At 31.7% G+C, this 25,517-nt stretch carries 15 protein-coding genes; 13 read left to right on the forward strand and 2 right to left on the reverse strand.

Annotated elements, in window-relative coordinates; all coding sequences use genetic code 11:
* Nucleotides 1–26: 26 nt before the first annotated feature.
* Together O3884_RS03055 and O3884_RS03060 are read left to right on the forward strand one after the other, a co-directional pair.
* Nucleotides 27–680, forward strand: coding sequence for a glutamate racemase (locus O3884_RS03055; RefSeq protein ID WP_371451556.1), 654 nt, complete (start codon nucleotides 27–29; stop codon nucleotides 678–680).
* Nucleotide 681: 1 nt separating this feature from the next.
* On the forward strand, nucleotides 682–1,410 hold the full coding sequence (locus O3884_RS03060; protein ID WP_371451558.1) for a DUF554 domain-containing protein: 729 nt from the start codon (nucleotides 682–684) through the stop codon (nucleotides 1,408–1,410).
* Nucleotides 1,411–1,508: 98 nt separating this feature from the next.
* Here the strand turns inward: O3884_RS03060 and O3884_RS03065 are convergent, their stop codons facing one another.
* Both O3884_RS03065 and O3884_RS03070 read right to left on the reverse strand, forming a co-directional pair.
* Nucleotides 1,509–2,330 (reverse strand): lipoate--protein ligase family protein, encoded by an 822-nt coding sequence (locus O3884_RS03065; protein ID WP_371451560.1) that lies wholly within the window; start codon nucleotides 2,328–2,330, stop codon nucleotides 1,509–1,511.
* 178 nt (nucleotides 2,331–2,508) lie between these two features.
* Nucleotides 2,509–3,558 (reverse strand): PTS sugar transporter subunit IIC, encoded by a 1,050-nt coding sequence (locus O3884_RS03070; RefSeq protein ID WP_371451562.1) that lies wholly within the window; start codon nucleotides 3,556–3,558, stop codon nucleotides 2,509–2,511.
* A 197-nt stretch (nucleotides 3,559–3,755) separates the two neighbouring features.
* On the opposite strand from O3884_RS03070, the gene O3884_RS03075 reads away from it, so the two are divergent.
* The 11 genes from O3884_RS03075 (at nucleotide 3,756) to O3884_RS03125 (ending at nucleotide 25,508) form a co-directional block, all read left to right on the forward strand.
* The gene (locus O3884_RS03075; RefSeq protein WP_371451564.1) at nucleotides 3,756–4,376 is read left to right on the forward strand and encodes a hypothetical protein; all 621 of its coding nucleotides are present in this window, start codon (nucleotides 3,756–3,758) and stop codon (nucleotides 4,374–4,376) included.
* Between the two features lie 187 nt (nucleotides 4,377–4,563).
* Nucleotides 4,564–5,208 (forward strand): hypothetical protein, encoded by a 645-nt coding sequence (locus O3884_RS03080; protein ID WP_371451565.1) that lies wholly within the window; start codon nucleotides 4,564–4,566, stop codon nucleotides 5,206–5,208.
* Between the two features lie 389 nt (nucleotides 5,209–5,597).
* Nucleotides 5,598–8,330: an isoleucine--tRNA ligase gene (gene ileS, locus O3884_RS03085; protein ID WP_371451567.1), complete on the forward strand. Its 2,733-nt coding sequence runs from the start codon at nucleotides 5,598–5,600 to the stop codon at nucleotides 8,328–8,330.
* Nucleotides 8,331–8,465: 135 nt separating this feature from the next.
* The gene (locus tag O3884_RS03090) at nucleotides 8,466–8,801 is read left to right on the forward strand and encodes an HIRAN domain-containing protein (RefSeq protein ID WP_371451569.1); all 336 of its coding nucleotides are present in this window, start codon (nucleotides 8,466–8,468) and stop codon (nucleotides 8,799–8,801) included.
* 40 nt (nucleotides 8,802–8,841) lie between these two features.
* Complete coding sequence (locus O3884_RS03095) at nucleotides 8,842–9,828, forward strand: helix-turn-helix transcriptional regulator (protein WP_371451570.1); 987 nt, start codon at nucleotides 8,842–8,844, stop codon at nucleotides 9,826–9,828.
* A 19-nt stretch (nucleotides 9,829–9,847) separates the two neighbouring features.
* A complete protein-coding gene (locus tag O3884_RS03100) occupies nucleotides 9,848–11,740 on the forward strand; it encodes a nuclease-related domain-containing protein (RefSeq protein ID WP_371451572.1) in 1,893 nt (630 codons plus the stop codon).
* A gap of 265 nt (nucleotides 11,741–12,005) precedes the next feature.
* Nucleotides 12,006–14,570 carry a preprotein translocase subunit SecA gene (gene secA / locus O3884_RS03105; protein WP_371451574.1) on the forward strand — a complete coding sequence of 855 codons (2,565 nt, stop codon included), beginning with the start codon at nucleotides 12,006–12,008 and terminating at the stop codon, nucleotides 14,568–14,570.
* An 82-nt stretch (nucleotides 14,571–14,652) separates the two neighbouring features.
* Nucleotides 14,653–15,399, forward strand: a complete 747-nt coding sequence (locus O3884_RS03110; protein WP_371451576.1) for an NAD-dependent protein deacylase — start codon at nucleotides 14,653–14,655, stop codon at nucleotides 15,397–15,399.
* Nucleotides 15,400–17,160, forward strand: coding sequence for an ABC transporter ATP-binding protein (locus tag O3884_RS03115; RefSeq protein WP_371451578.1), 1,761 nt, complete (start codon nucleotides 15,400–15,402; stop codon nucleotides 17,158–17,160). It begins immediately after the preceding gene.
* Entirely contained in the window at nucleotides 17,147–18,886 is a 1,740-nt protein-coding gene (locus O3884_RS03120) for an ABC transporter ATP-binding protein (RefSeq protein WP_371451580.1), read from the forward strand. Before O3884_RS03115 ends, O3884_RS03120 begins: the two co-directional genes overlap by 14 nt.
* A 256-nt stretch (nucleotides 18,887–19,142) precedes the next feature.
* The gene (locus O3884_RS03125) at nucleotides 19,143–25,508 is read left to right on the forward strand and encodes a ZmpA/ZmpB/ZmpC family metallo-endopeptidase (protein ID WP_371451583.1); all 6,366 of its coding nucleotides are present in this window, start codon (nucleotides 19,143–19,145) and stop codon (nucleotides 25,506–25,508) included.
* Nucleotides 25,509–25,517 lie beyond the last annotated feature (9 nt).

Below are 25,517 nucleotides of genomic sequence, written 5' to 3' on the forward strand. Positions count from 1 at the left end.
ATGGCTAAGTTGTAGGAGGAATTTGAATGAAAATAGCGGTTATGGCTGGAACGCCAATTGATTCGAAATTAGGTGCGGAGTTACTGAATTCATATGGTTATGAAGATGTTGTTTTAGTGCCGATTTCTAATAATCCAGTAGAACAAACTACGTTCCAAGCTTTAGAAGATCAAGAACGTGAAAATATTATTGTAAAAATTATTGATGAACTAAAAGAGAAAAATTGTGAGGCGATTTTTGTATATTGTAACTCACTTAGCTCTGTTGTCGATTTTGATAGATTGGCAGAGATAATGGATATTTCTATTATAACTCCTATGCAGATGTATAGAAATCTAGGACTTGAGTATAAGTATCTAGCTGTTATGGCGGCGAACTCTCATGGTCTTACGGGTGTTGAGAACAATCTTTATGTATCGAATCCGCGTCTACGTGTATTAGGATTATCGATGTTGGAGCTTGTTAAGGCGATTGAAGAGGGCAATAAACCTGAACAAATAGTTGATGATTTCAACTTTAAGACACTGTTTAATTATTTCGAATTAACTAATGTAGAAGCAGTTGTTCTTGGATGTACTCATTTTCCTTATATCAAAAAAGAACTTGAAAAAACTACTCGCCTTCACATAATTGATGTAGGGGTGTTTATGATAGAAAGTTTAAAGGGAAAGGATATATAGAATGCCAACAGGAATAATTATTAATACGATTGCTATATTCTTAGGCGGTATAGCAGGGGCAGTGTTGGGAGATAAATTACCTGAAAAGTATAAAGAACAGTTGAATATGATATTCGGTCTTTGTTCGATGGGAATGGGAATAGCGTCTATTGGACTTATGAAGTATATGCCAGCGGTAATATTCGCGATCATTATAGGGACATTGGTAGGATTGTTTTTTAATCTTGGTGATCTAGTTTATAGAGCTTGTCAAAAAATGCAAAAACTAATGGTAAAAGTCGTTCCTAAACCTAATACTTCTATGTCGGAAACGGAGTTTTTAGCTACATTGATTACGGTTATTGTGCTATTTTGTTCTAGTGGAATGGGAATTTACGGAAGTCTTAGCGAAGGTATAACAGGGGATCCTAGTTTACTTATTACGAAGTCTATTCTAGATTTCTTTACTGCAGCAATTTTTGCTTGTAATCTTGGCTATATTGTTTCACTAATAGCAGCACCCCAGTTTGTTATTTTTACGTTTTTATTTTTATCAGCAGGATTAATAGTTCCACTTACGACTCCTGAGATGATTAATGATTTTAAAGCTTGTGGTGGTTTCTTAATGGTAGCGGCAGGATTTAGAATTTTAAAACTTAAGATGTTTCCAGTAGTAGATATGGTGCCTGCTATGATACTAGTTATGCCATTTAGTTGGCTTTGGGTCAATGTGATTCTACATTTATTATAAAATTTTTTTGAAAAAATTAAAGCTAGTTAGAAATTTTTCTGACTAGCTTTTTGTGTATTTATTATTTTAAATCGAAGTTTTCACAATTCCTGAACTTATTATTTTCCTTCTAAGTAACTTTCGTTTCTTTCTTTTGCTTGTTCGAAGATTGTGTTGTATTCTTCTACCATTGCTTCTGTGTATTCTCCTTTTTCTAGGTCACAGTCTAAACCGTAAAGTACTTTTTCCACTCTTTCAAAAACATCTTCAAGTGTGAATTTTTTATTAAGAAGGTTTTCTAAAGTTTCCATACACTCTGGATCAACTTTTGGATACTTGTATCTTACTTCTTGATCATCAATTCCAATTTCATAGAAGTCTTTCATGATGTTTGCACGTTTTTGTTGATCACCGAAAATACTTATGTAGATAGAAACTACTACCGCTTCTTTAATCTTTCTTTGAGCAATTCCTGCAAATTTTTTCCCGTCGATACTAAGGTCATAATCTCCTGGGCAGTATGAATTTGCAATTTCTACCGCTTCGATTTTATCGGCACCTTCTGGGAAAATTGCCTTAATAAATGATGTCATAAGTTCATAACCTTCGTTAATAGAAAAGTTATCTTTTGGCTTGTTCATGACGATAGATAAGTTTAGAATTCCTTTGTCTGAGATAATTCCAAGACCACCAATATTTCTTACTGCTGGAATTATATTATTTCTATAAAATGCGAATAATGCTTGTTCAAAGTATGGAACACGTGTATCAGGTGCACCGATTATTGCAGAGTTTGGTAATGTATATAAATGTAATATACAATCATCACTATTAGATACTGTACGTAAGAACATTTCATCAGTAGCAATAGGGATTAAGGGATTTACAATATTTAAAGTTTTATAAACATTGAATTTTCTATTTCGAATAAGATCTAGCATAGCTACTCCTTTAACATGTCGATAATATTTTATATCTTAAAAATTAATACTTTATAATTATAAGTTATGCAACTAATTTATGCAAGGTTTTAATGAATTACATGTAATAAAAAAGGAGTGACTCGAAAAGTATGATTTAATGAAATCAATTTTGCTGAGTCACATCCGTACGAATTTTTTATAAGTTAAGTTTGTAATCTTCTGGTTTAATAATTGGTATAATCTTTGTAAATAATTTTACGAAGAAGAAACCAGAAACTACTGGAATTACTACAAAGACAATCGCAGCTTTTAGTATTTCTAGTACACTACCATCAGTAGTAGCAAGGTGAGCTAATGGTCCTACCAAGCCGCTAAATCCAAATCCTGCACTCATTGGAGTTCCTTGAATGTTTAAAATAGCTGCAAATACTCCTGAGACAGCTGCGCTACAAAGAACCGGTAACATGATTTTTGGTTTAGCAAAAATATTTGCCATAGATATCTTCGGTGAACCGATAAAGTGTGCGAAACAAACTCCTTTAGAGTTAACAGCCCAACCTGCGATTGCAAGGGTAAATCCACATGCACAGATACCAAGGTTTGCAGCACCTGAGGCAATACCTTCTATATTAATTGCTAGAGCGACTCCAACTGATGTAATAGGTGATACTACAAGACAAGCGAAGATTATAGCAATTAGAATAGTAAGGATAATTGGTTGTAAAGTTAGTAGATGTTTAATTCCATCTCCAAGTAATTTTGTTATTCCAGAGAAAAATGGAAGGGTAAATCTACCGATACCACCGATAATTACTAATGTAAGTGGGGGTAGTATAATTACCGCATAGTTTTTAGCTTTATCGCCAATTAACAGTATGAAGGCTGTAGCTAGTGCAGCAGTGAAAATCATCGTTACGATATCTCCAGAACCTTTTAACATTAAGCCTGTTTTGTCTGGTGTTGGAATTATTGATCCACTAGCGAATAGAGTAGCTAGTCCGATTGAAACACTCTGTACAGGTGTAAATTTAAAGAATAATCCGATGATTATTCCTGAAGCTAATCCTATCATGGCATTGGAAATAGTTATTGATAATGATAAAAACGCAAGTGATGGGTATAGCTTTCCTATATATTTTAGTAATTCACCAAGTAAGGCACCAGGTACTAAACAAAGTACAGTTCCTAAGGCGATACCGTTAAGGACGTTCATGGTGAAATTTTTTAGTTTGATTTTTTCTTTCATAAACAATATCTCCTTTTTTTTATTCGCAACTTAAAAAGGTTACTAATTATTATAGCTTAAAAAATTGAAATTGTATAATTTTATGTATAATTTTTTTATAAATTATTAGAGTCTATTATTTTAAGTATTATTGACTTTAACTTTCGTAATCCGTATAATTATAATTATTAGGAAGTTTATGAAGGAGGAATATTAAATTGAAAATATCAAAAAAATTATCAGCAATAGTATTGTCGATTGTAATTATCTGTGGAGGGTTAATATATGGTCTTACTCCAGATGAAAGTATAGAAAGTAAAGATAAATTAAATAATGCTAGTACCGCAACGACTGTAGATTCTTTTAATAAGGATTTAGCAAAAAATATTTCTATTGAGCAGTTTAGGAACTTATCGTCTACAATTAAACTAGATAATAGCAAGTTCCAATCTCTTCTGAAAAATTCTGTTGATAAGAACTCAGCTTTACTTGAGGGTAGTTATAAAATAGAAAGGTCTCATATTAATGCTAAATTACCTATTAAATTATTAGGAGTAATGGATACGATAGTTTATTCAAACATTAGTGTGGCAGGGGAAGGTAATACTTTAACATTAACATTAGAAGATGCTAAAATGGGGAAACTACCTATTCCTGGTTTTATATTAGAAAAATATCTAAAAGATGCATTAACGGGAACAAGTGCCGAAGTTAAAGGTAACGTGATTACTATTAATTCATTACCTTTAAAAATAAGTGGTGCATATATATCAGTTGACAATGAGATTGTTACAAAAGTTTCGCTTGATTTTAAACAAGTGGCAACACTTAATAGATAGAACATTAAGCTAAAGTAGAATGAGGATTAAAATTTTATGCTAATTTAAAAGTTAGTAATTTTAGAAAATTAATAGAGAAGTTTAAAATAAGAGTATATATTTAGGGGATTGTTTAACTTTGTTTTAACTTTTTTCTGTATAGTGTATAATTATATTATAAGGAAAGTTAAATAAAAAGGAGATTCAAATGAAAGTATTTAGAAAATTACTATCTCTATTGATTGTATTAGCTCTTTTTGGTGGCGGTATAACATACGCTTTAACACCAGATAATAACATTAAAAATTCAGAAAAACTAGCAAATGTTCAAGCTTCAACTACATTAGAAGATTTGAATGGTGACTTCCTTTCTAATATTAGTTATGCTAATTCAAAAGTATCTACATCATTAAAAATTGATAATAATACATTTTTATCAATCTTTAAAAATGCTGTTGAAAAAGATTCAGAATTACTAAATGGGAGTTATAAACTTGTTGGTAATCATATTGAAGCTAAGTTACCAGTTAAACTAGGACTTTGGGATACAATGATTAACACGAATGTAAAAGTAGTAGGTGCGAATAACACTGTAGATTTAGTATTAGAAGATGCTAAAATCGGAAAAGTGCCTATACCTGATTTTGCTTTGGAAAAATATTTGAAAGAAGCACTAACAGGGACTGGAGTTGGAGTGAATGGTAATACAATTAAGATTAAATCACTAGATGTTCCGGTTATGATCGACAATGTGGAAGTCTCAGGTGGTAATGTTAATGTGACTGCCTCACTAACACAAAAACAAATCTTACAATATGGCTCTGCAGCTATAAAAAATTACTTTAGAGGATAAAAAATATATTAAGACTTTAGAAAACTCTATAAAAGAATGAGAAGGTTACTTATAACTCATTCACATATTGGTTTACTAAAGTCTTTTTATAAATTTAAAAATGTTTTCAGAAAATTTTATGTTAAATTCACATAAAATGCTTGAAACTTTATTCTTAATGTAATATAATAAACATATCGTAAATAAAGACAAGACATCTATGTGGAGTTTTAGAGAGAAACTGGTTGGTGAAAAGTTTTATAGAAGCATAGGAGTTATCACTTTATTGTGTAATAATTTTAAATAGAACAAACAAGTGCTCTTGGTAGGAGTTAAAAGAGGTGGTACCGTGGATACATTTCGCCCTCTATAACTTTTACTAAGAGTTTTTTATTTTGAAAGGAGATAAAATGGTAGAATTAAAAGATACATTATTAATGCCAAATACGAAGTTTCCAATGCGTGGAAATCTTCCAAATAAAGAGCCTCAATTCTTACAACGCTGGGAAGAAATGGACTTATACAACAAAATTTTAGAAAAAAATGCTGGGAAACCTTCATATGTACTTCACGATGGACCTCCATATGCGAATGGTAACATCCACATTGGACACGCATTAAACAAAATCTTAAAAGACTTTATCGTTAAATATAAAAACATGAATGGTTTTGTTTCACCATACGTTCCAGGTTGGGATACTCACGGTCTTCCAATCGAGCAAGTATTAGTAAACAATGGTGTTGATAGAAAATCTATGCCAGCTAACAAATTCAGAAATAAATGTAAAGATTATGCATTAAAACAAGTTGATAAGCAACGTGCTGACTTCAAAAAACTTGGAGTACTAGGAGATTGGGATAACCCATACTTAACTCTTGATCCAAAATTCGAAGCTGAACAAATCCGTGTATTCGGTAAAATGGTAGACAAAGGTTATATCTACAAAGGATTAAAACCTATTTACTGGTCACCATCTTCAGAGTCTGCTTTAGCTGAAGCTGAAATCGAGTACCACGACCACACTTCACCATCTATCTATGTTGCTTTCGACCTAGTTAGTGAAAATGGTGCAGTTGAAAAAGGAACTAAGTTTGTTATCTGGACAACTACTCCTTGGACATTACCTGCGAACTTAGGTATCGCTGTTCACCCAGACTTCGAATATCAAGTTGTTAAATATAACGGAGAAAGCTACTTAGTAGCTAAAGAAAGAGTAGCGTTCTTAGCTGAAAAATTCGGTTGGGAAAACTACGAAACTGGTGAAGTATTAGTAGGTAAAGATTTAGAATACTTACTATGTAAACACCCATTCTTAGATAGAACATCTACATTAATCTTAGCTGATTATGTAACACTTGATTCAGGGACTGGTTTAGTTCATACAGCACCTGGACACGGGGTTGATGACTATCTTGTTGGTCAATTACAATACAAACTTGGAGTATTATCACCAGTTGATAACCAAGGTGTTCTTACAGAAGAAGCTGGGCAATTCGCTGGTAAATTCGTATTCGATGCGAACAAAGACATTATTGCTCACTTAGATGAAACTGGAGCATTATTAAAACAAGAAGATATTACTCACTCATACCCACATGACTGGAGAAGTAAAAAACCAATTATCTTCAGAGCGACACCTCAATGGTTCTGTTCTGTTGATGCATTCCGTTCTGAATTATTAGAAGCTGTAGATAATACTAAATTCTACAGTGAATGGGGTAAACCAAGATTATATAACATGATCCGTGACCGTGGTGACTGGGTAATCAGTCGTCAACGTGTATGGGGTGTGCCAATTCCTGTATTCTACGCTGAAAACGGAGAAGCTATTCTTGATATCGAGTTAATCGAACACGTAGCGAAAATCTTCGAAGAAGAAGGATCAAACGTTTGGTTCTACAAAGATGCTAAAGAATTATTACCAGAAGGATATACTCACCCAGGAAGTCCAAACGGTGAATTCACTAAAGAAATGGACATCATGGACGTATGGTTCGACTCTGGAACATCTCACCAAGGATGCTGTGCAATCCGTGAAGACTTAACTTACCCAGCTGACTTATACCTAGAAGGAAGTGACCAATACCGTGGATGGTTTAACTCTTCACTTATCACTTCTGTAGCGGTATCTGGAGTAGCTCCATATAAAGAGTTAGTATCTGCTGGATTCGTTATGGACGGTAATGGTAACAAAATGAGTAAATCATTAGGTAACGTTATTTCTCCTAACGATGTAGGTAAAGAACTAGGTGCTGAGATTATCCGTCTATGGTCTGCAAGTGTTGACTACACTCAAGACGTTCGTATCTCTAAAGATATCTTAAAACAAGTATCTGAAACATACAGAAAAATCAGAAATACTTTCCGTTTCTTATTAGGTAACTTATACAACGGAAGCTTCAATAACAAAACTGATTTAGTTGCTTATGAAAATCTTGAAGAACTAGACAAATACATGGTTCTAAAATTTGAAAAAGTTGTAGCGAAAGTATTAGATTACTATGAAAACTACCAATTCAACAGTATTACTACTGAACTAATCAACTTCTTTAACGTTGAATTATCTTCATTCTACCTTGACTACGGTAAAGATATCCTTTACATCGAGGGTGAAGATTCTCACAAACGTTTAAGTATGTTAACAGTTCTTTACACAGTATTAAGTAAATCTGTTAGATTACTTGCTCCAATTCTTTCATTCACAGCTGAAGAAGTATATGATAATATGCCATACGAAGATGCTGAGTCTGTTCACTTAACTGACTTCCCAGTTAAAAATGTAATCAAAGACGCTGCTTTAGAAGCTAAATGGGATAAACTTCTAGAAGTTCGTGATGATGTGAATAAAGCATTAGAAGAAAGCCGTAATGAAAAAGTTATCGGTAAATCTCTAGAAGCTGCTGTTGAAGTATACAGTAATGATGCAGAAGTAGTTGAGTTATTAAACTCTGTTGCTAACTTAAACCAATTCTTCATCGTAAGTAAAGTAGCTGTTAAAGAAAACGATGGTGTAGCTTATGATCTTGCTACTGTTAAAGTAACTAAAGCTGAAGGACACCGTTGTGAACGTTGTTGGAACATCGTTGATGAAGTAAACGAAGAAGGTTTATGCCCACGTTGTGCTAGCATCTTAAACAAATAATAGAATAACTTATACATAGAACTTAGGTTAAATTTAATCTAAGTTCTATTTTTTTTATAATTTTATATTATGAGTCCAAAAAAATGGACAGATAGCTTGTTATAATTAAATCACAAAACGAAGAGGTGATTTAAAATGGAAAAAGATTATATTACAATAACAGGGATGGAATATTATTTTGGAGCTAAAGTTTTTAAAGTAGGGGATGTTATAAGTTGTGAGAAAGAATTTGACAATGATTATGACGAAGAAGCTATAAAAGTTATGATGATAACTTTTGGCAAAGTTGGTTATGTAGGGAATTCTTGCAGAACTGTCGCAAAAGGTACTAAAAGTGCAGGTAGAATCTACGATAAAGTAGGAGATAAATTCTTTGTTAAAGTATGTTTCGTTACTAGTGGTTCTGTAATTGCAGAAGTGCTAAAAAGAGATGAAAATAATCATAAAAATGATAGAAAAATTCGTAAATAGTTGTTATTATATACATAAGTGTATATAAGGAGCAAAATTTATGGAAAAAGGAAGATATCAAAAATTAAAGCTATTGTACTTGTTAGAGATATTGAGAGACTATAGCGATGAAAATACTTATTTGAGTGTAAAAGAAATAACTTCTTTACTCTTGAAAAAAGAAATAATTGTAGAGAGAAAAACTCTGTATAAAGATATAGAATTACTACAAGATTATGGATTTAATATCGTAGTTGGAAAGAGTGGTCGTGAAAATACCTATGCTTTAGTAGAAAGAGAATTTGAGCTTGCAGAGGTTAAAATGTTAATCGATGTTATACAGGCTAGTAAGTTTCTGACAGCGAAAAAATCACGCGATCTAATCTTAAAACTTAAGAAATTAGCGAGCAAAAAACAAGCACAAAAAATACAAAGACAGGTATATTCTTTCGAAGAGAATAAATATATAAACGAAAATATTTATTATAATGTCGATGCTATTCATAATGCAATTGCAGAAAATAAGCAAATTGATTTTAATTATTGGCAATGGAATCATAAGAAGCAGATGATAGACAGAAAAAATGGTGAAGTTTATAATGTGAGTCCATTCGCTCTAGTATGGAATGATGAGAATTATTATATGGTTGCTTATGATGCTAAGACAGATTTAATAAAGAATTATCGTGTTGATAAGATGAGAAATGTTGTGATTGCTGAAAGTGATAGAGTAGGTCATGATAATTTCCAAAAAGAAGATATATCGAGTTATTCGAAGAAGATCTTCGGTATGTATGGTGGAACTTTAGAAAAGGTGACTTTGGAGTTTAAAGAATCGTTAATTGGAGCAATCGTCGATAGATTCGGTAAAGATATTATTATTCATAAAAAGGATGATGTTTATCAAACTTCTGTTGAAGTGATGTGTAGTAGTCATTTCTTAGGTTGGATTTTCTCTTTATGTAGTGATATTGAAATATTAGCGCCTCAAAATGTACGAGAATTGTATGTGGAGAAAGTAGAGGTGTTATTAAAGAAATACAGATAAACGAGAAGGATGAATGAGAATGGATAAAAATATTGTTTTGTTAGATATCGTAGAAACAGACGTAACGAAAGTTGTTTCTGTTTCATTAAAAAGAATAAATATAACTGATAGATTCGAAGTCATAGAAGATAAAAATTTTCATCGAAAGATGGAATCTGGGGAATATTTGTTCGATTTAGAGGATACTCTGGAAAGTTATTTTAAGAATATACCATCAGAAATAGATGTTAAAGTTTTTGTTTGGTATAAGGAGAAGAAAGAATTAATAGATAAATATTTTTCTTTTCTTAGTGATTATAAATTTGAATTTATTCAATCTAAACTTATAAAAGTTGGATTAACAAATGGTAATAATCCTGTTAAATATTCTATGAAAAAAGTATTGAAGCTATTTGAAATTGAGTATGATAAAAATAACTTGGGCGTTCCTAGATATGCAGTAGATATATTTTATCAAATTTTCGAAAGACTTGTAGTTTATTTTGAACGTAGAAGTGAAGTTAGTGCTTTTTGTAAGATGGAGAGCGGTTTGATACATGAAGTATCCTGTAGAACATTGAAAAAATCTAATAATAAACCTTCTTTAGATTGGGTGGACTTTATTTGGGGAGATTATCGTTTTTGTAAACATTGTTGTAGTTTTGAAATTAAGGGACCTTTTTATAAAAATATGACCAACAATCAGTTGAAAAATGAAGGTATATTTTTAAAGAATATTAAAATTATTAATGATGGTGGTGACTCTTGTAACGAGGATAAACTATCTCGAGAATTGTTATTGGACGAGGATAGTACAAATAAAGATTATGTAATAGATGATACTTTGAAAGAGATAAATGATATTATAAGTAGTAAAAAAACAGAATATGTTGCTTTGCCTAATGGTGAAAGAATAGAAATTTTTAGAGCGAATGATATGTTGAACTATAGTGTTAGAAAACTAATGGAGAAGCAAAAAACAGAGACTTCACCCTTAAAAAACAATGCTATTAACTATCAAATTTTACTATATAAAATAGGTGAAATTGGTGAAAATAAAGTACTAGATGAGCTGAAGTATAGTTTTTATCCTATGCACATATTTAAAGATATCTCTATTAATATTGGTGAATTTCAGTGCCAGATTGACTTTGTTATATTAACTAAGAAAGCTATGTATTTAATTGAATGTAAAAATACTAAGTTTAATGTTAAAATTGATAAAACAGGGAGTTTTTATCTTATAAACGAAGGTAAGAAGAATAGAACTTTTAGTGTTTTGAATCAAATTGAACGACAAAAAATGATTTTAGAACAATTAGATTTGGGAGTAGAAATTAAAGAGATGCATCCTATAGTAGTTTATGCGAATGAGGAAACTGGAATAGAAATAGAAGACAAGGATGCATTAAGAGGAATTGATGTAATTAATCTAGATCGTTTAAATAGTCTTATTAGAGAAAAAGAAAAAGATTTAAAAGAAATATATACTGAGGAAGAGATTGAGAAGATAAAGAATAGTTTAATTAATCCTGATATAAAAAATAATGATTATATAGAAGAGGATACAGTGAAATGGGAAGAGTATGAACTTAGATTATTATTAGAAAAAAATATCAATGAGAAAAAAGCATTAGAAAAAATTGCTGAGAAAAATGTATTAAAGAATGTAAAAAGTGAATTAAATGGTTCGAAAATATCGATATCCGAATTCAAAGATGTATTGAAAAAGTATTTGGAGAGAAAATCTGAAAAATTAGGAGTCACTTCATCTTCTCTAATGACTGAGGTTATGAGAGATGAGATATTAGAGAAAATGCCAACGACGGTTAACCAATTATCTAAATTGTTGGTAAGCAATAGCATTTATTTCCATAAAATTTCGAATGATTTATTGGCGATGATTAATAATGTTAAAACTGTAATGATTTAAATAATAATATGCGGATAGAATGGCTTTAAAATGAGATTATTATATAATCAAATTTTAGAGTCTATTCTATTATATTTTACTTTAAAATCAAAAAATATATAAATTCATTTAGCTTTATTAGTTGAATAAATAACGTAGTTAATATCAACTTAAAATCGTGTTATTGTGGTTGCTTTAAAGATAAATGAATGTTATAATTAAGAGATGAATTATAATATGATTATAAAATCATTTAATAGAAAAATATGTCGGAAGGAAAATGTTAATGGCTATTTTAGGAAAAATATTTGATGCTAATAAGAGAGAAGTAAAAAGCTTATCAAAATTAGCTGATAAAGTATTAGCTAAAGATGAAGAATATTCAAATCTTAGCGATGAAGAATTAGTAAATAAAACAGAAGAATTTAAAGCTTATATTCAAGAACAAAAAGAAAAAGGTAAAGATACACCGGATATATTAGATAAAATTTTAGTAGATGCGTTCGCTGCAGCTCGTGAGGGTGCACTACGTTCTCTAGGAATGAAACCATATAAAGTTCAAATCATGGGTGGTATCGCACTTCACCGTGGGGATATCGCGGAGATGAGAACAGGGGAAGGTAAAACTCTTACTGCGACAATGCCAGTATACTTAAACGCATTAGCAGGTGAAGGTGTACACGTTGTTACAGTTAACGAATACTTATCTCAACGTGACGCTCAAGAGATGGGAGTTTTCTATAACTACATGGGACTTTCTGTGGGTCTTAACTTAAACTCTTTAAACTCTGAAGAGAAAAGAGCAGCATATAATGCTGATATTACATACTCAACGAATAACGAGTTAGGATTTGACTACTTAAGAGATAACATGGTTAAAACAGTTGAAGCACGTGTTCAACGTCCATTAAATTATGCTGTCATCGATGAGGTTGACTCAGTACTTATCGATGAAGCACGTACACCACTTATTATCTCTGGTGAAGGTCAAGAATCAACTTCATTATACCAAGTAGCAAATGCTTTCGTTAAAACTCTGAAAAAAGCAGAGGAAGAAGATGGAAGTGATGGAGATTATACTTTAGATATTAAAACTAAAGCTATCCAACTTTCTGAAAATGGTATTGATAAAGCGGAAAGTTACTTTGGATTAAAAAATCTTTATGATCTAAAAAATGTTGATTTAACTCACCACATTAACCAAGCATTAAAAGCTAACTATACAATGGCACTAGATGTTGACTACGTAGTTGCTGAAGATGGAGAAATTTTAATCGTTGACCAATTTACAGGTCGTACAATGCCTGGTCGTCGTTTCTCTGAAGGTTTACACCAAGCTATTGAAGCTAAAGAAGGTGTGCCGATTCAAAAAGAAAGTAAAACAATGGCGACTATTACATTCCAAAACTTCTTCAGAATGTATAAAAAACTTAGTGGTATGACAGGTACTGGTAAAACAGAGGAAGAAGAATTTAGAAACATTTATAACATGTTTGTAACTACAATTCCTACGAATAGACCAATCCAAAGGATTGATGCACCAGACTTCATTTACTCAAATATGGAAGCTAAGTTTAATGCAGTAGCTCAAGAAGTTAAAGAACGTTATGACAAAGGACAACCAGTTCTTTTAGGTACTGTTTCTATCGAAACGAGTGAATTAGTATCTAAATTATTATACAAATACGGTGTTCCTCATAAAGTACTTAATGCTAAGCAAAATGAAAGTGAAGCTGAAATTATTAAACAAGCTGGACAACGTGGTTCAGTAACTATCGCGACTAACATGGCTGGTCGTGGTACGGATATTAAACTTGGAGAAGGTGTTCGTGAATTAGGTGGTCTTGCCGTTATCGGTACAGAACGTCACGAATCTCGTCGTATTGACAACCAATTACGTGGTCGTTCAGGACGTCAAGGAGATCCAGGTTACAGTAGATTCTATCTATCTCTAGAAGATGAACTTATGGTTCGTTTCGGAGCTGATAGATTACAAAAAATCATGGGTAAAGATGTAGATACACCGCTTGAAAGTAGAATGGTAAGTAGATCTGTTGAAAGTGCTCAAAAACGTGTTGAAGGTAATAACTACGACTCACGTAAACAAGTACTTCAATATGATGATGTATTACGTAAACAACGTGAAATCATGTATGCTGAAAGAAATGAAGTGTTAGAAAATGATGTAGTTACTGATATTATTCAAGAGATGATTGGTGAAGCAGTAGATAAAACTATGGCATTTATCACTGAAAACTTAGAAGCACACAGTGAAAAAGAAGAAACTGAAGAAATCATCAAATCACTTAATGAGAAGTTCTTAGGTCAAAAACCTATTACTGAAAGTGAATACTCAGATGTTATGTCTGATGATGAAATTCGTGAGCTTGTATTACACAGAATTAATCTTGAGTTAGCTGAGAAGCGTGAGTTACTTGGTGATGAAACTATGAATTCATTCGAGAAATACATTCTTCTTAACGCTATCGATGATAGATGGACTGATCACATCGACCAAATGGATCAACTTAGAAAAGGGATTTTCCTTCGTTCTTATGGACAAATTGATCCACTTCGTGAATACAAAACAGAAGGTTACCAAATGTTCGAGGATATGATCGACGATATTCAGGTAGAAGTTGTTACTAACTTAATGCGTATTAGAGTAGAACGTCATGAAGAAATCGAAATGAAACAAGAACCAACTAACCTTGTAACTAACGATAGCAAAGAACATATCGCTCGTGGACCTGTTAAGAGTGCATCTCGTGAAGAGAAAAAAGCTCGTATAGAAGAGCGTAAACAACGTATTAAAGAGTTAAAAGCTCAAAAAGATAAAGAAACTAATTAGTAGTTAATTGAAAGAAGGAGACTTATATAAGGGTTTCCTTCTTTTCATGGCTTTTATAATATTTTATAAGGAGGTAAGTATTATGAATAATATAGAGAAACTAAGAGAAATAATAGAGTCAAATGATAATATTGTCTTTTTTGGTGGAGCAGGTGTTTCTACTGAATCTGATATACCAGATTTTCGAAGTGCGAATGGTGTGTTTAGTGTTAAACTAAATCGACATTTTACACCTGAACAACTCGTCTCTAGAACTATGTTTGTGAAGTATCCCGTAGATTTCTTTGATTTTTACAAAAAACATTTAGTATATCCGGATGCTAAACCGAATAGAGCTCATTTTTATTTAGCTGATTTAGAAAAACAAGGAAAACTTAAAGCGGTAATTACACAAAATATTGATACTTTACATGAACAAGCAGGCAGTAAAAATGTTTTGAAACTTCATGGAAGTGTTGATGCTAACTATTGTACTAAGTGTAAAAGTTTTTACAATTTAGAAGATTTCTTAGCTAAAACTGAAGAAATACCGAGTTGTGATAAATGTGGTGGAATTATAAAACCATATGTTACTTTATATGAAGAAGAATTAGATATGACAGTATTTAATACTGCGATTAACTTTATTGAAAGAGCTGATGTGCTGATTATCGGTGGAACTTCATTAAGTGTTTATCCAGCAGCAAATCTCTTACATTATTTTAGAGGAAAACAATTAGTTGTTATTAATAAATCGTCTACTCCACAAGATAGTACAGCTGACTTAGTAATTAATGGTAAAATCGGAGAAGTATTTTCAAAATTAGGAGAAAGGTTAGGTGATGTGTAGATGTATTTATTTAGAAAATTAGCTTGGTTTATGAAGTTAGAAAAAAGACGTTATCTTATTGGGATAGTTGCCCTTATCTTAGTAAGTATTTTTAACTTAATTCCACCGAAAGTTATTGGGACTGTTATTGATAAAATTGAGGCTGGAAATTTAACTAATGGAGAGTTATTCTTAAATGTTGGTTATCTTGTATTAGCTGCACTTGCGATGTACGTACTTCGTTATGTTTGGCGTGTTTATATTTTTGGAGCGGCATATAACTTAGGAAGAATTTTAAGATCAAGATTATTTGAACACTTTACTAAGATGTCTCCATCATTTTTCCGAAAATATCGTACGGGTGACTTAATGGCGCATGCAACGAATGATATAAACTCAGTAGTAATGGTTGCTGGTGTAGGAGTAATGTCAGCCGTTGATGCGAGTATTACAGCTTTAGTGACATTATTTACGATGATATTTTTAATTGATTTCAAGCTAACTTTAATAGCTATTATTCCTTTACCCTTTTTAGCGTATGCTACTAATTATATCGGGGATAAAAACTATGAGAGTTTTGAGGCAGCTCAAGAATCTTTTTCAGATTTAAATAACAAGGTTCAAGAAAGTGCCTCTGGGATAAAGGTTACAAAATCATTTGGTTATGGTAATGATGAAATTAAGAGTTTTAGAGAAGTTAATAATAAAGTATTTGGTAAGAATGTTATAGCTGCTAAGTATAACTCATTATTTAATCCAATGGTATTAATCTTCGTTGGATTATCTTATACACTTACTCTTGTCTTCGGTGGTATTTTTATCTCCAATGGTGATTTATCTGTTGGTGAGTTAGTTACTTTCGTGACTTATCTTGATATGTTAGTGTGGCCGCTTCAAGCCATTGGTTGGTTATACAATATATCACAACGTGGTGAAGTATCTTATAAACGTATTGAGAGTTTATTAGCGGAAGCTAATGAGGTAAATACTAACTTAGATAGTAATATCAAAGCTGAAAATGGTAGACTTGAATATAATATCAACAACTTCGAATTTGAAGAAGGTAAGAGTGTCCTAAGAGATATTAAGTTTACTATTGAAAAAGGTCAAACACTGGGTATCGTAGGGGTTACTGGAGCAGGTAAAACTACATTATTAAGGCTATTATTAAGAGAGTTTAATATTAAATCTGGTAATATCATGCTTAACAATAGGGACATTGCTGAATATAGTATTAGTGATCTTAGAAAACTTATCGGTTATGTACCTCAAGATCAGGTACTATTTGCAATGTCGATTAAAGAGAATATCCGTTTTGCTAATCCTTTAATTGATGATAAGAAGGTAGAAGAAATTACTAAAATTTGTGGTTTGTATGATGATATTATGGCGATGCCAGAGAAGTTTGATACGATTGTCGGTGAGAAAGGTGTTAGTCTTTCAGGTGGTCAAAAACAACGTTTAGCAATGAGTCGTGCTTTAATTATTAATCCTGAGATTTTAATACTTGATGATTCATTATCTGCAGTTGATGCTAAGACTGAACACGTGATTTTAGAGAACTTGAAAGAACAACGTAGTGGTCAAACTAATATCATTACTGCACATAGACTTTCTGCAGTAGTGGAAGCTGATTTAATAATTGTTTTAGGTGATAATACGATTATTGAAAAAGGAACTCATGATGAACTTATCGCCAATAACGGTTGGTATAAAGAGACTTATGAAAGTCAACAGATGGAAGAAAGCTTGAAAGGAGGAAGTGAAAATGTCGAAAAGTAAGACGTTTTTTAGATTAATGCGCTATATGTTGCGCTATAAAGGATTATCGATTTTAGCACTATTATTTATATTAATGACTTCGATAGTTGCAACAGCAATTCCTCTTTTAGCACAATATTATATTGATAATTATATTACAAAAAATATTGCTAAAGCTGGATTATATATATTAATAATTTATTTTGGATTATTTATTCTAAGAGTTGTGTTTACATTTTTAGGTGAATATTACTTCGCAAAAGTAGCTCACAGTATAGTTAGAGATTTGCGAAATGATAGTTTTGCTAACTTGCAAAAATTAGGTATGTCTTACTTTGATAAGACTCCTGTAGGTTCTGTCGTATCGAGATTAACTAATGATACACAAGCTGTTGCGGATATGTTTGGAACAATTTTCTCAAGTTTTCTAAATACTATCCTTATGTTTGTAGTAACACTTTCTGCGATGATTGCTTTAAGTTGGCAATTAACAATCTACATGATACTTTTTATTCCTGTAATGGTTGGTTCGGTATACTTATACCAGAAACTTTCTAGTAGATTAGTAGAAATTTCTCGTGCGAAAATTAGTGAAATGAATACTAAATTATCTGAATCTATAGAGGGTATGAAGATAATCCAAGCGTTTAATCAGGAAAAACGCCTAATTGATGAATTTGGAGAGGTTAATAATGAACACCTTCGTTATTACACTAAATCATTAAAGGTTGATAGTTTATTATTAAGACCAGCTATGGCGTTATTTAAAGTATTAGCATATGGTGTTATCGTAATGTATTTTGGGCTAAGTTTTGAAAGTGCTGGTTTTACAGCTGGGATAATATATGCATTTATTCAATATACGAATCAGCTGTTCAACCCATTAATTGAACTTATGCAAAACTTCTCAATTCTTCAAACTTCTATAATCTCTGCAGGACGTGTTTTCACACTAATAGACAATGAAGAATATGAGCCAGAGCAAAAAGATAGTGATCATAAAATTTCACGTGGTGATATCGAGTTCAAAAATGTTAGCTTCTCTTACGATGGTAAACGTGATGTTCTTAAAAATATTTCGTTTAGTGTTAAAAATGGTGAGAGTATAGCGTTTGTTGGAGCTACTGGTTCTGGTAAATCTTCTATTATGAATCTATTCTTAAGATTTTATGATTATGATAGAGGAGAAATCTTAATTGATGGAGTTAATATTAAAGATTATAGTTCTAAAGAATTAAGAAACAGTGTTGGATTAGTACTTCAAGATCCGTTTTTATATCACGGAACAGTAGAGTCTAATATTAAGATGTATAATGAAAGTTTAACAAGAGAAGATGTTATTGAAGCGGCGAAGTTTGTTGATGCACATAACTTTATCGATAAATTAGAAGATAAGTATGATAGCTTAGTTACAGAAAGAGGTTCAACTTTCTCATCTGGAGAAAGACAACTTCTAACATTTGCTAGAACTATAGCAAGTAAGCCGAAGATTCTTATTCTTGATGAAGCTACTGCAAATATCGACTCTGAAACAGAAGAGTTAATTCAACATTCTCTTGAAAAGATGAGAAAAGGTAGAACGACAATAGCAATTGCTCATAGGTTATCTACGATTCAAGATTCTAGCTGTATTTACGTGTTAGATAAAGGTGAAATTATTGAATCTGGAACACACGATGAGTTGATAGCATTAAAAGGTAATTATTACAAGATGTACCAACTTCAAGCAGGTATGTTAAATAAATAGATTTTAAACTAGAAGTGAATAAAGTAGCTTCTAGTTTTTTTTATAGAAAAAATAAATTTATATATAGCGTTAGTTGACATAAATTTAAAGTGTTAATTATATTGTGTAATTTTTTATATTAAAAACAAATATTAATAAATCAAAGGGGTGTGCTTATGTCTGTTTTCTTGCATTTATAATAGAAAAAGGTTACAATTAATGTATTAATTATAAACGAAATTAATCTAAGTATCATATATGAAAGAAGGATATAAAGTTGAGAAAATATTTAGGGGAAAAATATAATAAGTTTTCGTTAAGAAAATTGACTGTTGGAGTTTGCTCGATGACAATAGGATCTTTTTTCTTAGTGTCGACTGTCCAATCTGAAGATTATGTAGTGAAGGCTGCAGATAATGCAATTGTTCACTATAAATATGTAGGAGAAGACAATCTTTCTGATAAAGAAAAGGAATTAATAAAAAAAGAAGTACCAAGTGTTGTAAGTAGCAAAGATGAGACTTATTACTTAGTATTTAAACCGACTAAAACAACACAGTTAAATAAATTACCAAATACCGGTTTAAATTATGGAGTAGGAAGTATGCTTCTAGGAGGTATGCTAGGACTTTTAGTAGTTGTTGTAGCAAAAGGTAAAAATAAATCACATAAAATCCTATCAATACTGTTAGTTACAAGTATGGGGGCAACTACGCTAGAGTTACCTGTTAGAGCTATGGAGGATTTACACTTATCAGTATACAACATGGATTATAACTTAAAAGTTGGAGATAAGTTGCCAGAAATTTCTGCAATTCCTGGATATAGTTTTGTTGGATTTATTAAAAATGAAGATGAAATTAAAAATGTAAAAGAAGATGTTAAAGAAAATACTTCTTCGCAACAAAATAATAAAAAACAACTACAATCAAAAGAAATTACAGATACAAAAGTAACTGATAAAAAACAAGAAAATAAAATATCACCAGATAATACAGCTAAAAGAGAAGATAAAAAAGTATTAAAAGATACTAATAAAAAAGAGGATAAAAAAGTTTTAAGAGTTAATACTGTGAATCCTCAAGATGAGGTATTAGCTGGAACGCTTACTAAACCTGAATTGCTATATTCAGATAAAAAAATAGAAACACCATTACAATATAGTCAGATTATAGAAAATAATGCTGAATTGCCTGAAGGAACAACAAAAGTAAAACAACAAGGAAAAGCAGGAAAGAAAACTGAAGTAATAAGGGTGTTTACCGTAGAGGGGAAAGAAGTTTCTAGAGAGTTAATTTCTACAAAAACAGAGAATCCTGTTTCAGAAATAATTGAAAAAGGAACAAAAAAAGCAGTAAGTAATGTTGTTACTAAGGGTGAAAAACTTGTAAAACCTGCAGTAGAAGTTAAGCCAGAGTATACAGGAGTACAAGCAGGAGCGGTAGTAGAACCAGCAACAGCAGAAGCACCGAAAGAGTACACAGGAGTACAAGCAGGAGCAATAGTAGAACCAGCAACAGCAGAAGCGCCGAAAGAGTACGCAGGAGTGCAAGCTGGAGCAATAGTCGAACCAGAAAAAGTAGAGCCTCAATATGGTGGAGTCACTTCTGGCGCTTTGGTAGAACCGGAAAAGGTAGAGCCACCGAAGGAATACACAGGAGTACAAGCTGGAGCAATAGTCGAACCAGAGAAAGTAGAAGCACCGAAAGAATACACAGGAGTACAGGCTGGGGCAATAGTCGAGCCAGAAAAAATAGAAGCACCGAAAGAATACACAGGAGTACAAGCAGGAGCGATAGTAGAACCAGAAAAGGTACAACCACCTAAGGAATATACGGGAGTACAAGCTGGGGCGGTAGTCGAACCAGAGAAAGTAGAAGCACCGAAAGAATACACAGGAGTACAGGCCGGAGCAATAGTTGAGCGAGAAAAGGTACAACCACCTAAGGAATATACGGGAGTACAGGCTGGGGCAATAGTAGAACCAGAGAAAATAGAATCGCCGAAGGAATATACTGGAAAAATAGAACCACTGAAAACAGAAAGTCCAAGGCCTACTGTAGAAACTAGCAATAAAACAGAAGTAAATAATGTTCCAAAAAATGCCAGTGCACTGCTTAGAATGAATTTTGTTAAAGGTAATCAAGCATTATCTGGAACGGGATCAGCTACATTTATAGCACCTAATGTATTGTTGACAGTAGCACATAACTTCATAAATAATTCTGCAGATAATAGTACGGGTGAATTTAGAGGAGATAAGGCTAAAAATACATATGAATGGCAAACACCTGATGGACAAAAAGGTTCATTTACTTCAGATGATATTCACTTTTATAATAAAAAAGATTATCCGAAAGGATTTATCTACGATTTAGCAGTTATTACATTACCTCAATCTACGAGAAGGCAACATGCGAACTTAGTAGAAAATTACTCGAAAGTAAATGTTAATGATAAGTTAAATGTTTACGGATATCCTAGAGGAGAGTATACTCACTTAAAAGATACTACTGTTGAAATGGAACAAAAATACGCGAATAATACTTATGGTGTTCAGTACCAAGGTGGAAAAGCTGGTATGAGTGGTGGAGGAATCTTTAACTCTAAAGGAGAAGTGATCGGACTTCATCAAAATGGTGCCGAGAACCGTTCAGGTGGATTAATACTTTCTCCAACACAATTAAATTGGATTAGAAGCATAATAAAAGGTAAAGAAATTACACCTAACTATGATGCTCTAGAGCGTAATAAAGATGAGAAAAAAGACGACATTAAAGAAGAGAAGCAAGTTGATAAGAAATTAGAACTTAGAAATATTTCTAATGTAGAATTGTATACTTTGGAAAATAATAAGTATCGACATGTAACATCACTTGCGAGTGTTCCAGCTACTCCAACAGACTACTTTATGAAAGTGAAATCAGAGAACTTTAAAGATGTTATGTTACCAGTTAAGAGTATTGAGAGTGCTAGAAAAGATAATCAAGATGTTTACAAAATTGTAGGACAAGCTAATAATTTAATCCAACATGAAAACAATAGTACTATAGAAAATTATACTTACTATCTTCCTAAGACAGTAAATAGTGAAAATGGAGTTTATACATCATTTAAAAATCTAGTAGATGCTATGAATATTAATCCATATGGTACGTTCCGTTTAGGGGCAACTATGGATGCTCGTGAAGTAGAACTTTCAGATGGTCAAGAAAGCTATATTGATAAAGAGTTTAGTGGTACATTAATAGGAGCAACCAATGGTAAGAACTATGCTATATATAACTTGAAAAAACCATTGTTTAAAGCTTTAAGTCATGCTACTATTAAAGATCTTTCAATAAAAGAAGCAAATGTTTCTTCTAAAGAAGATGCTGCAACAATTGCGAAAGATGCGAAAAATGGTACTACAATTACTAATGTTCATTCATCAGGTGTAATTGCTGGTGAACGTAGCATTGGAGGTTTGGTTCCTCAAGTAACTAACTCTACAATTTCTGAAAGTAGTTTTACGGGAAGAATAACTAATACTTATGATACAACAGCTACTTATCAAATAGGTGGTTTAGTTGGAAAACTTTCAGGGGCTGGTTCTTTAATAGAAAAATCAATTTCATCTATCGATATGGCGACAAATGCTAACACAGGAGATCAGGTTGTTGGTGGTATAGCAGGAGTTGTTGATAAAAAGGCAACTATTAGTAATAGTTATGTTGAAGGAAATCTTAATAATGTGAAGCCTTTTGGTAATGTTGGAGGAGTTGCAGGGTATCTTTGGGATAGAGAATCATCAGATGAAAGAAACTCAGGTCAACTTACAAATGTATTAAGCGACGTTAATGTAACGAATGGTAATGCTATTGCGGGTTATAATTTTGACGGTATAAAAGCAACTAACACTTATAGCAATAAAAATAATAAGGTAGTCAATGTAGTACAAGAGAATGATGAGGTTGTAAGTAAGGATTCATATGTCCAAAGAGGTACATTACTTGAAAGTAACCAAGTTGCAGAGAAAAAGGATGTTCTTGTTCATAAAAATAATATTAAAACAGAAGATTTCAATTTCTCTTCTAGATATGAAACAGATTATAAAAACTTAAACGATGCTGATGTTTCTAGATTAAGAGCATATAAAAATATTGAAAAATTACTACCTTTCTACAATAGAGAGACTATAGTCAAGTATGGTAATCTTGTAGATAAAAATAGTGATTTATTTACTAAAAATCTTTTATCAGTAGTTCCAATGAGGGATAAAGAAGTAATTACTGATATTAATAAAGATAAAAGTAGAATTAATAAACTATTACTACATTATTCAGATAATTCATCTCAAACATTGGATGTAAAATACCAACAAGATTTCTCTAAAGTAGCAGAATATGAAATAACTAATACAAATCTAATATACACACCTAATACATTATTACATAGTTATAATAATATTGTAAAAGCTGTTTTAAATGATCTGAAATCTGTTCGATATGATTCAGGTGCTGTTAGAAAAGTATTAGATATTTCAAATGATATAAAATTAACAGAATTATATCTAGATGAACAATTTACTAAAACACAATTAAACATTGAAGATAGTTTATCAAAACTTCTTTCTGCTGATGCGGCGATAGCTGAAAATAATAATTCAATAATAGACAATTATGTAATAGAAAAAATTAAGAATAATAAAGAAGCTTTACTTCTAGGATTAACTTATCTAGAACGTTGGTATAATTTTAAATATGATAATGCAAGTGCAAAAGATTTAGTATTATATCATTTGGACTTCTTTGGTAAATCTAATAGTTCTGCATTAGATAATGTTATTGAGCTAGGTAAATCTGGATTTAACAATTTATTAGCTAAAAATAATGTAATTACTTATAATGTATTATTATCGAAAAATTATGGAACTGAAAGTTTATTTAAAGCTTTAGAAGGTTATAGAAAAGTATTCCTACCAAATACAACTAATAACGATTGGTTCAAAAAACAATCAAAAGCTTATATTGTTGAAGAAAAATCTACTATTCCCGAAGTAAGTTCTAAACAATCAGAACAAGGAACTGAACATTCTATAGGTGTTTATGATAGATTAACTAGTCCTTCATGGAAATATCAAAGTATGGTCTTACCATTATTAACATTACCAGAAGAAAAAATGATATTTATGATTGCCAATATTTCAACTATAGGATTTGGAGCTTATGATAGATATAGAAGTAATGAATATCCTAAGGGAGAAAAATTAAATAAATTTGTTGAAGATAATGCACAAGAAGCTGCTAAACGATTTAGAGATCATTATGATTATTGGTATAAAATTCTAGATAATGATAATAAAGAAAAATTATTTAGAAGTGTTCTAGTTTATGATGCATTCAGATTTGGTAATGATAAAAATAAAGAGACACAAGAAGCGAATTTTGAAACTAATAATCCGGTTATAAAAAACTTCTTTGGACCAGCTGGAAACAATGTTGTTCACAACAAACACGGTGCATATGCTACAGGTGATGCATTCTACTATATGGCTTATCGTATGCTAGATAAAAATGGTGCGGTAACTTATACTCATGAAATGACACATAACTCTGATAGAGAGATTTATTTTGGAGGATATGGAAGAAGAAGCGGATTAGGGCCTGAGTTTTTTGCAAAAGGATTACTACAAGCTCCTGACCACCCATACGATCCAACAATAACAATTAACTCTGTGTTGAAATATGATAAATCAGAAGAATCAACAAGACTTCAAATAGCGGATCCAACTCAAAGATTCAGTAATGCAGAAGACTTACATAGTTATATGCATAATATGTTCGATTTAATATATACTCTTGAAATATTAGAAGGTCGTGCTGTAGCTAAATTAGGTTACAATGAGAAAAACGACTTATTAAGAAAAATTGAGAATGTATACAAGAAAGATCCTGATGGAAATTATGTTTATGCAACAAATGCTGTTCGTAGATTAACTTCTGATGAAATTAATAATTTAACTTCATTCGATAAATTAATTGAAAATGATGTTATTACAAAAAGAGGATATATAGACCAAGGTAAGTATGAAAGAAATGGATATTATACAATAAATCTATTCTCACCAATCTATTCTGCTTTAAGTAGTAAAATAGGAACTCCAGGTGACTTAATGGGACGCCGTATGGCATTTGAACTATTAGCTGCTAAAGGTTATAAAGAAGGTATGGTTCCATACATTTCTAATCAATATGAAAAAGAAGCGAAAGATAGAGGAAGTAAGATAAGATCTTATGGTAAAGAAATAGGATTGGTTACTGATGACTTAGTACTTGAGAAAGTATTCAATAATAAATATAAATCTTGGGTTGAATTCAAGAAAGATATGTATAAAGAAAGAGTAGAACAATTCAGTAAATTAAATAGAGTTAGCTTCTTCGATCCAAATGGCCCATGGGGACGACAAAAAAATGTAACAGTTACTGATATAAGTGTACTTGAGAAAATGATTGAAACAGCGGTTAGAGAAGATGCTGCAGATTTCACAGCACAAGTATACCCTGATACAAATAGTAGAGTTCTTAAACTTAAGAAAGCTATATTTAAAGCTTATTTAGATCAAACTAAAGATTTTAGAACATCTATATTTGGTGGAAAATAATATAATCTA

This window comes from Gemella sp. 20925_1_85 (assembly GCF_041433735.1).
Lineage (GTDB): Bacteria > Bacillota > Bacilli > Staphylococcales > Gemellaceae > Gemella.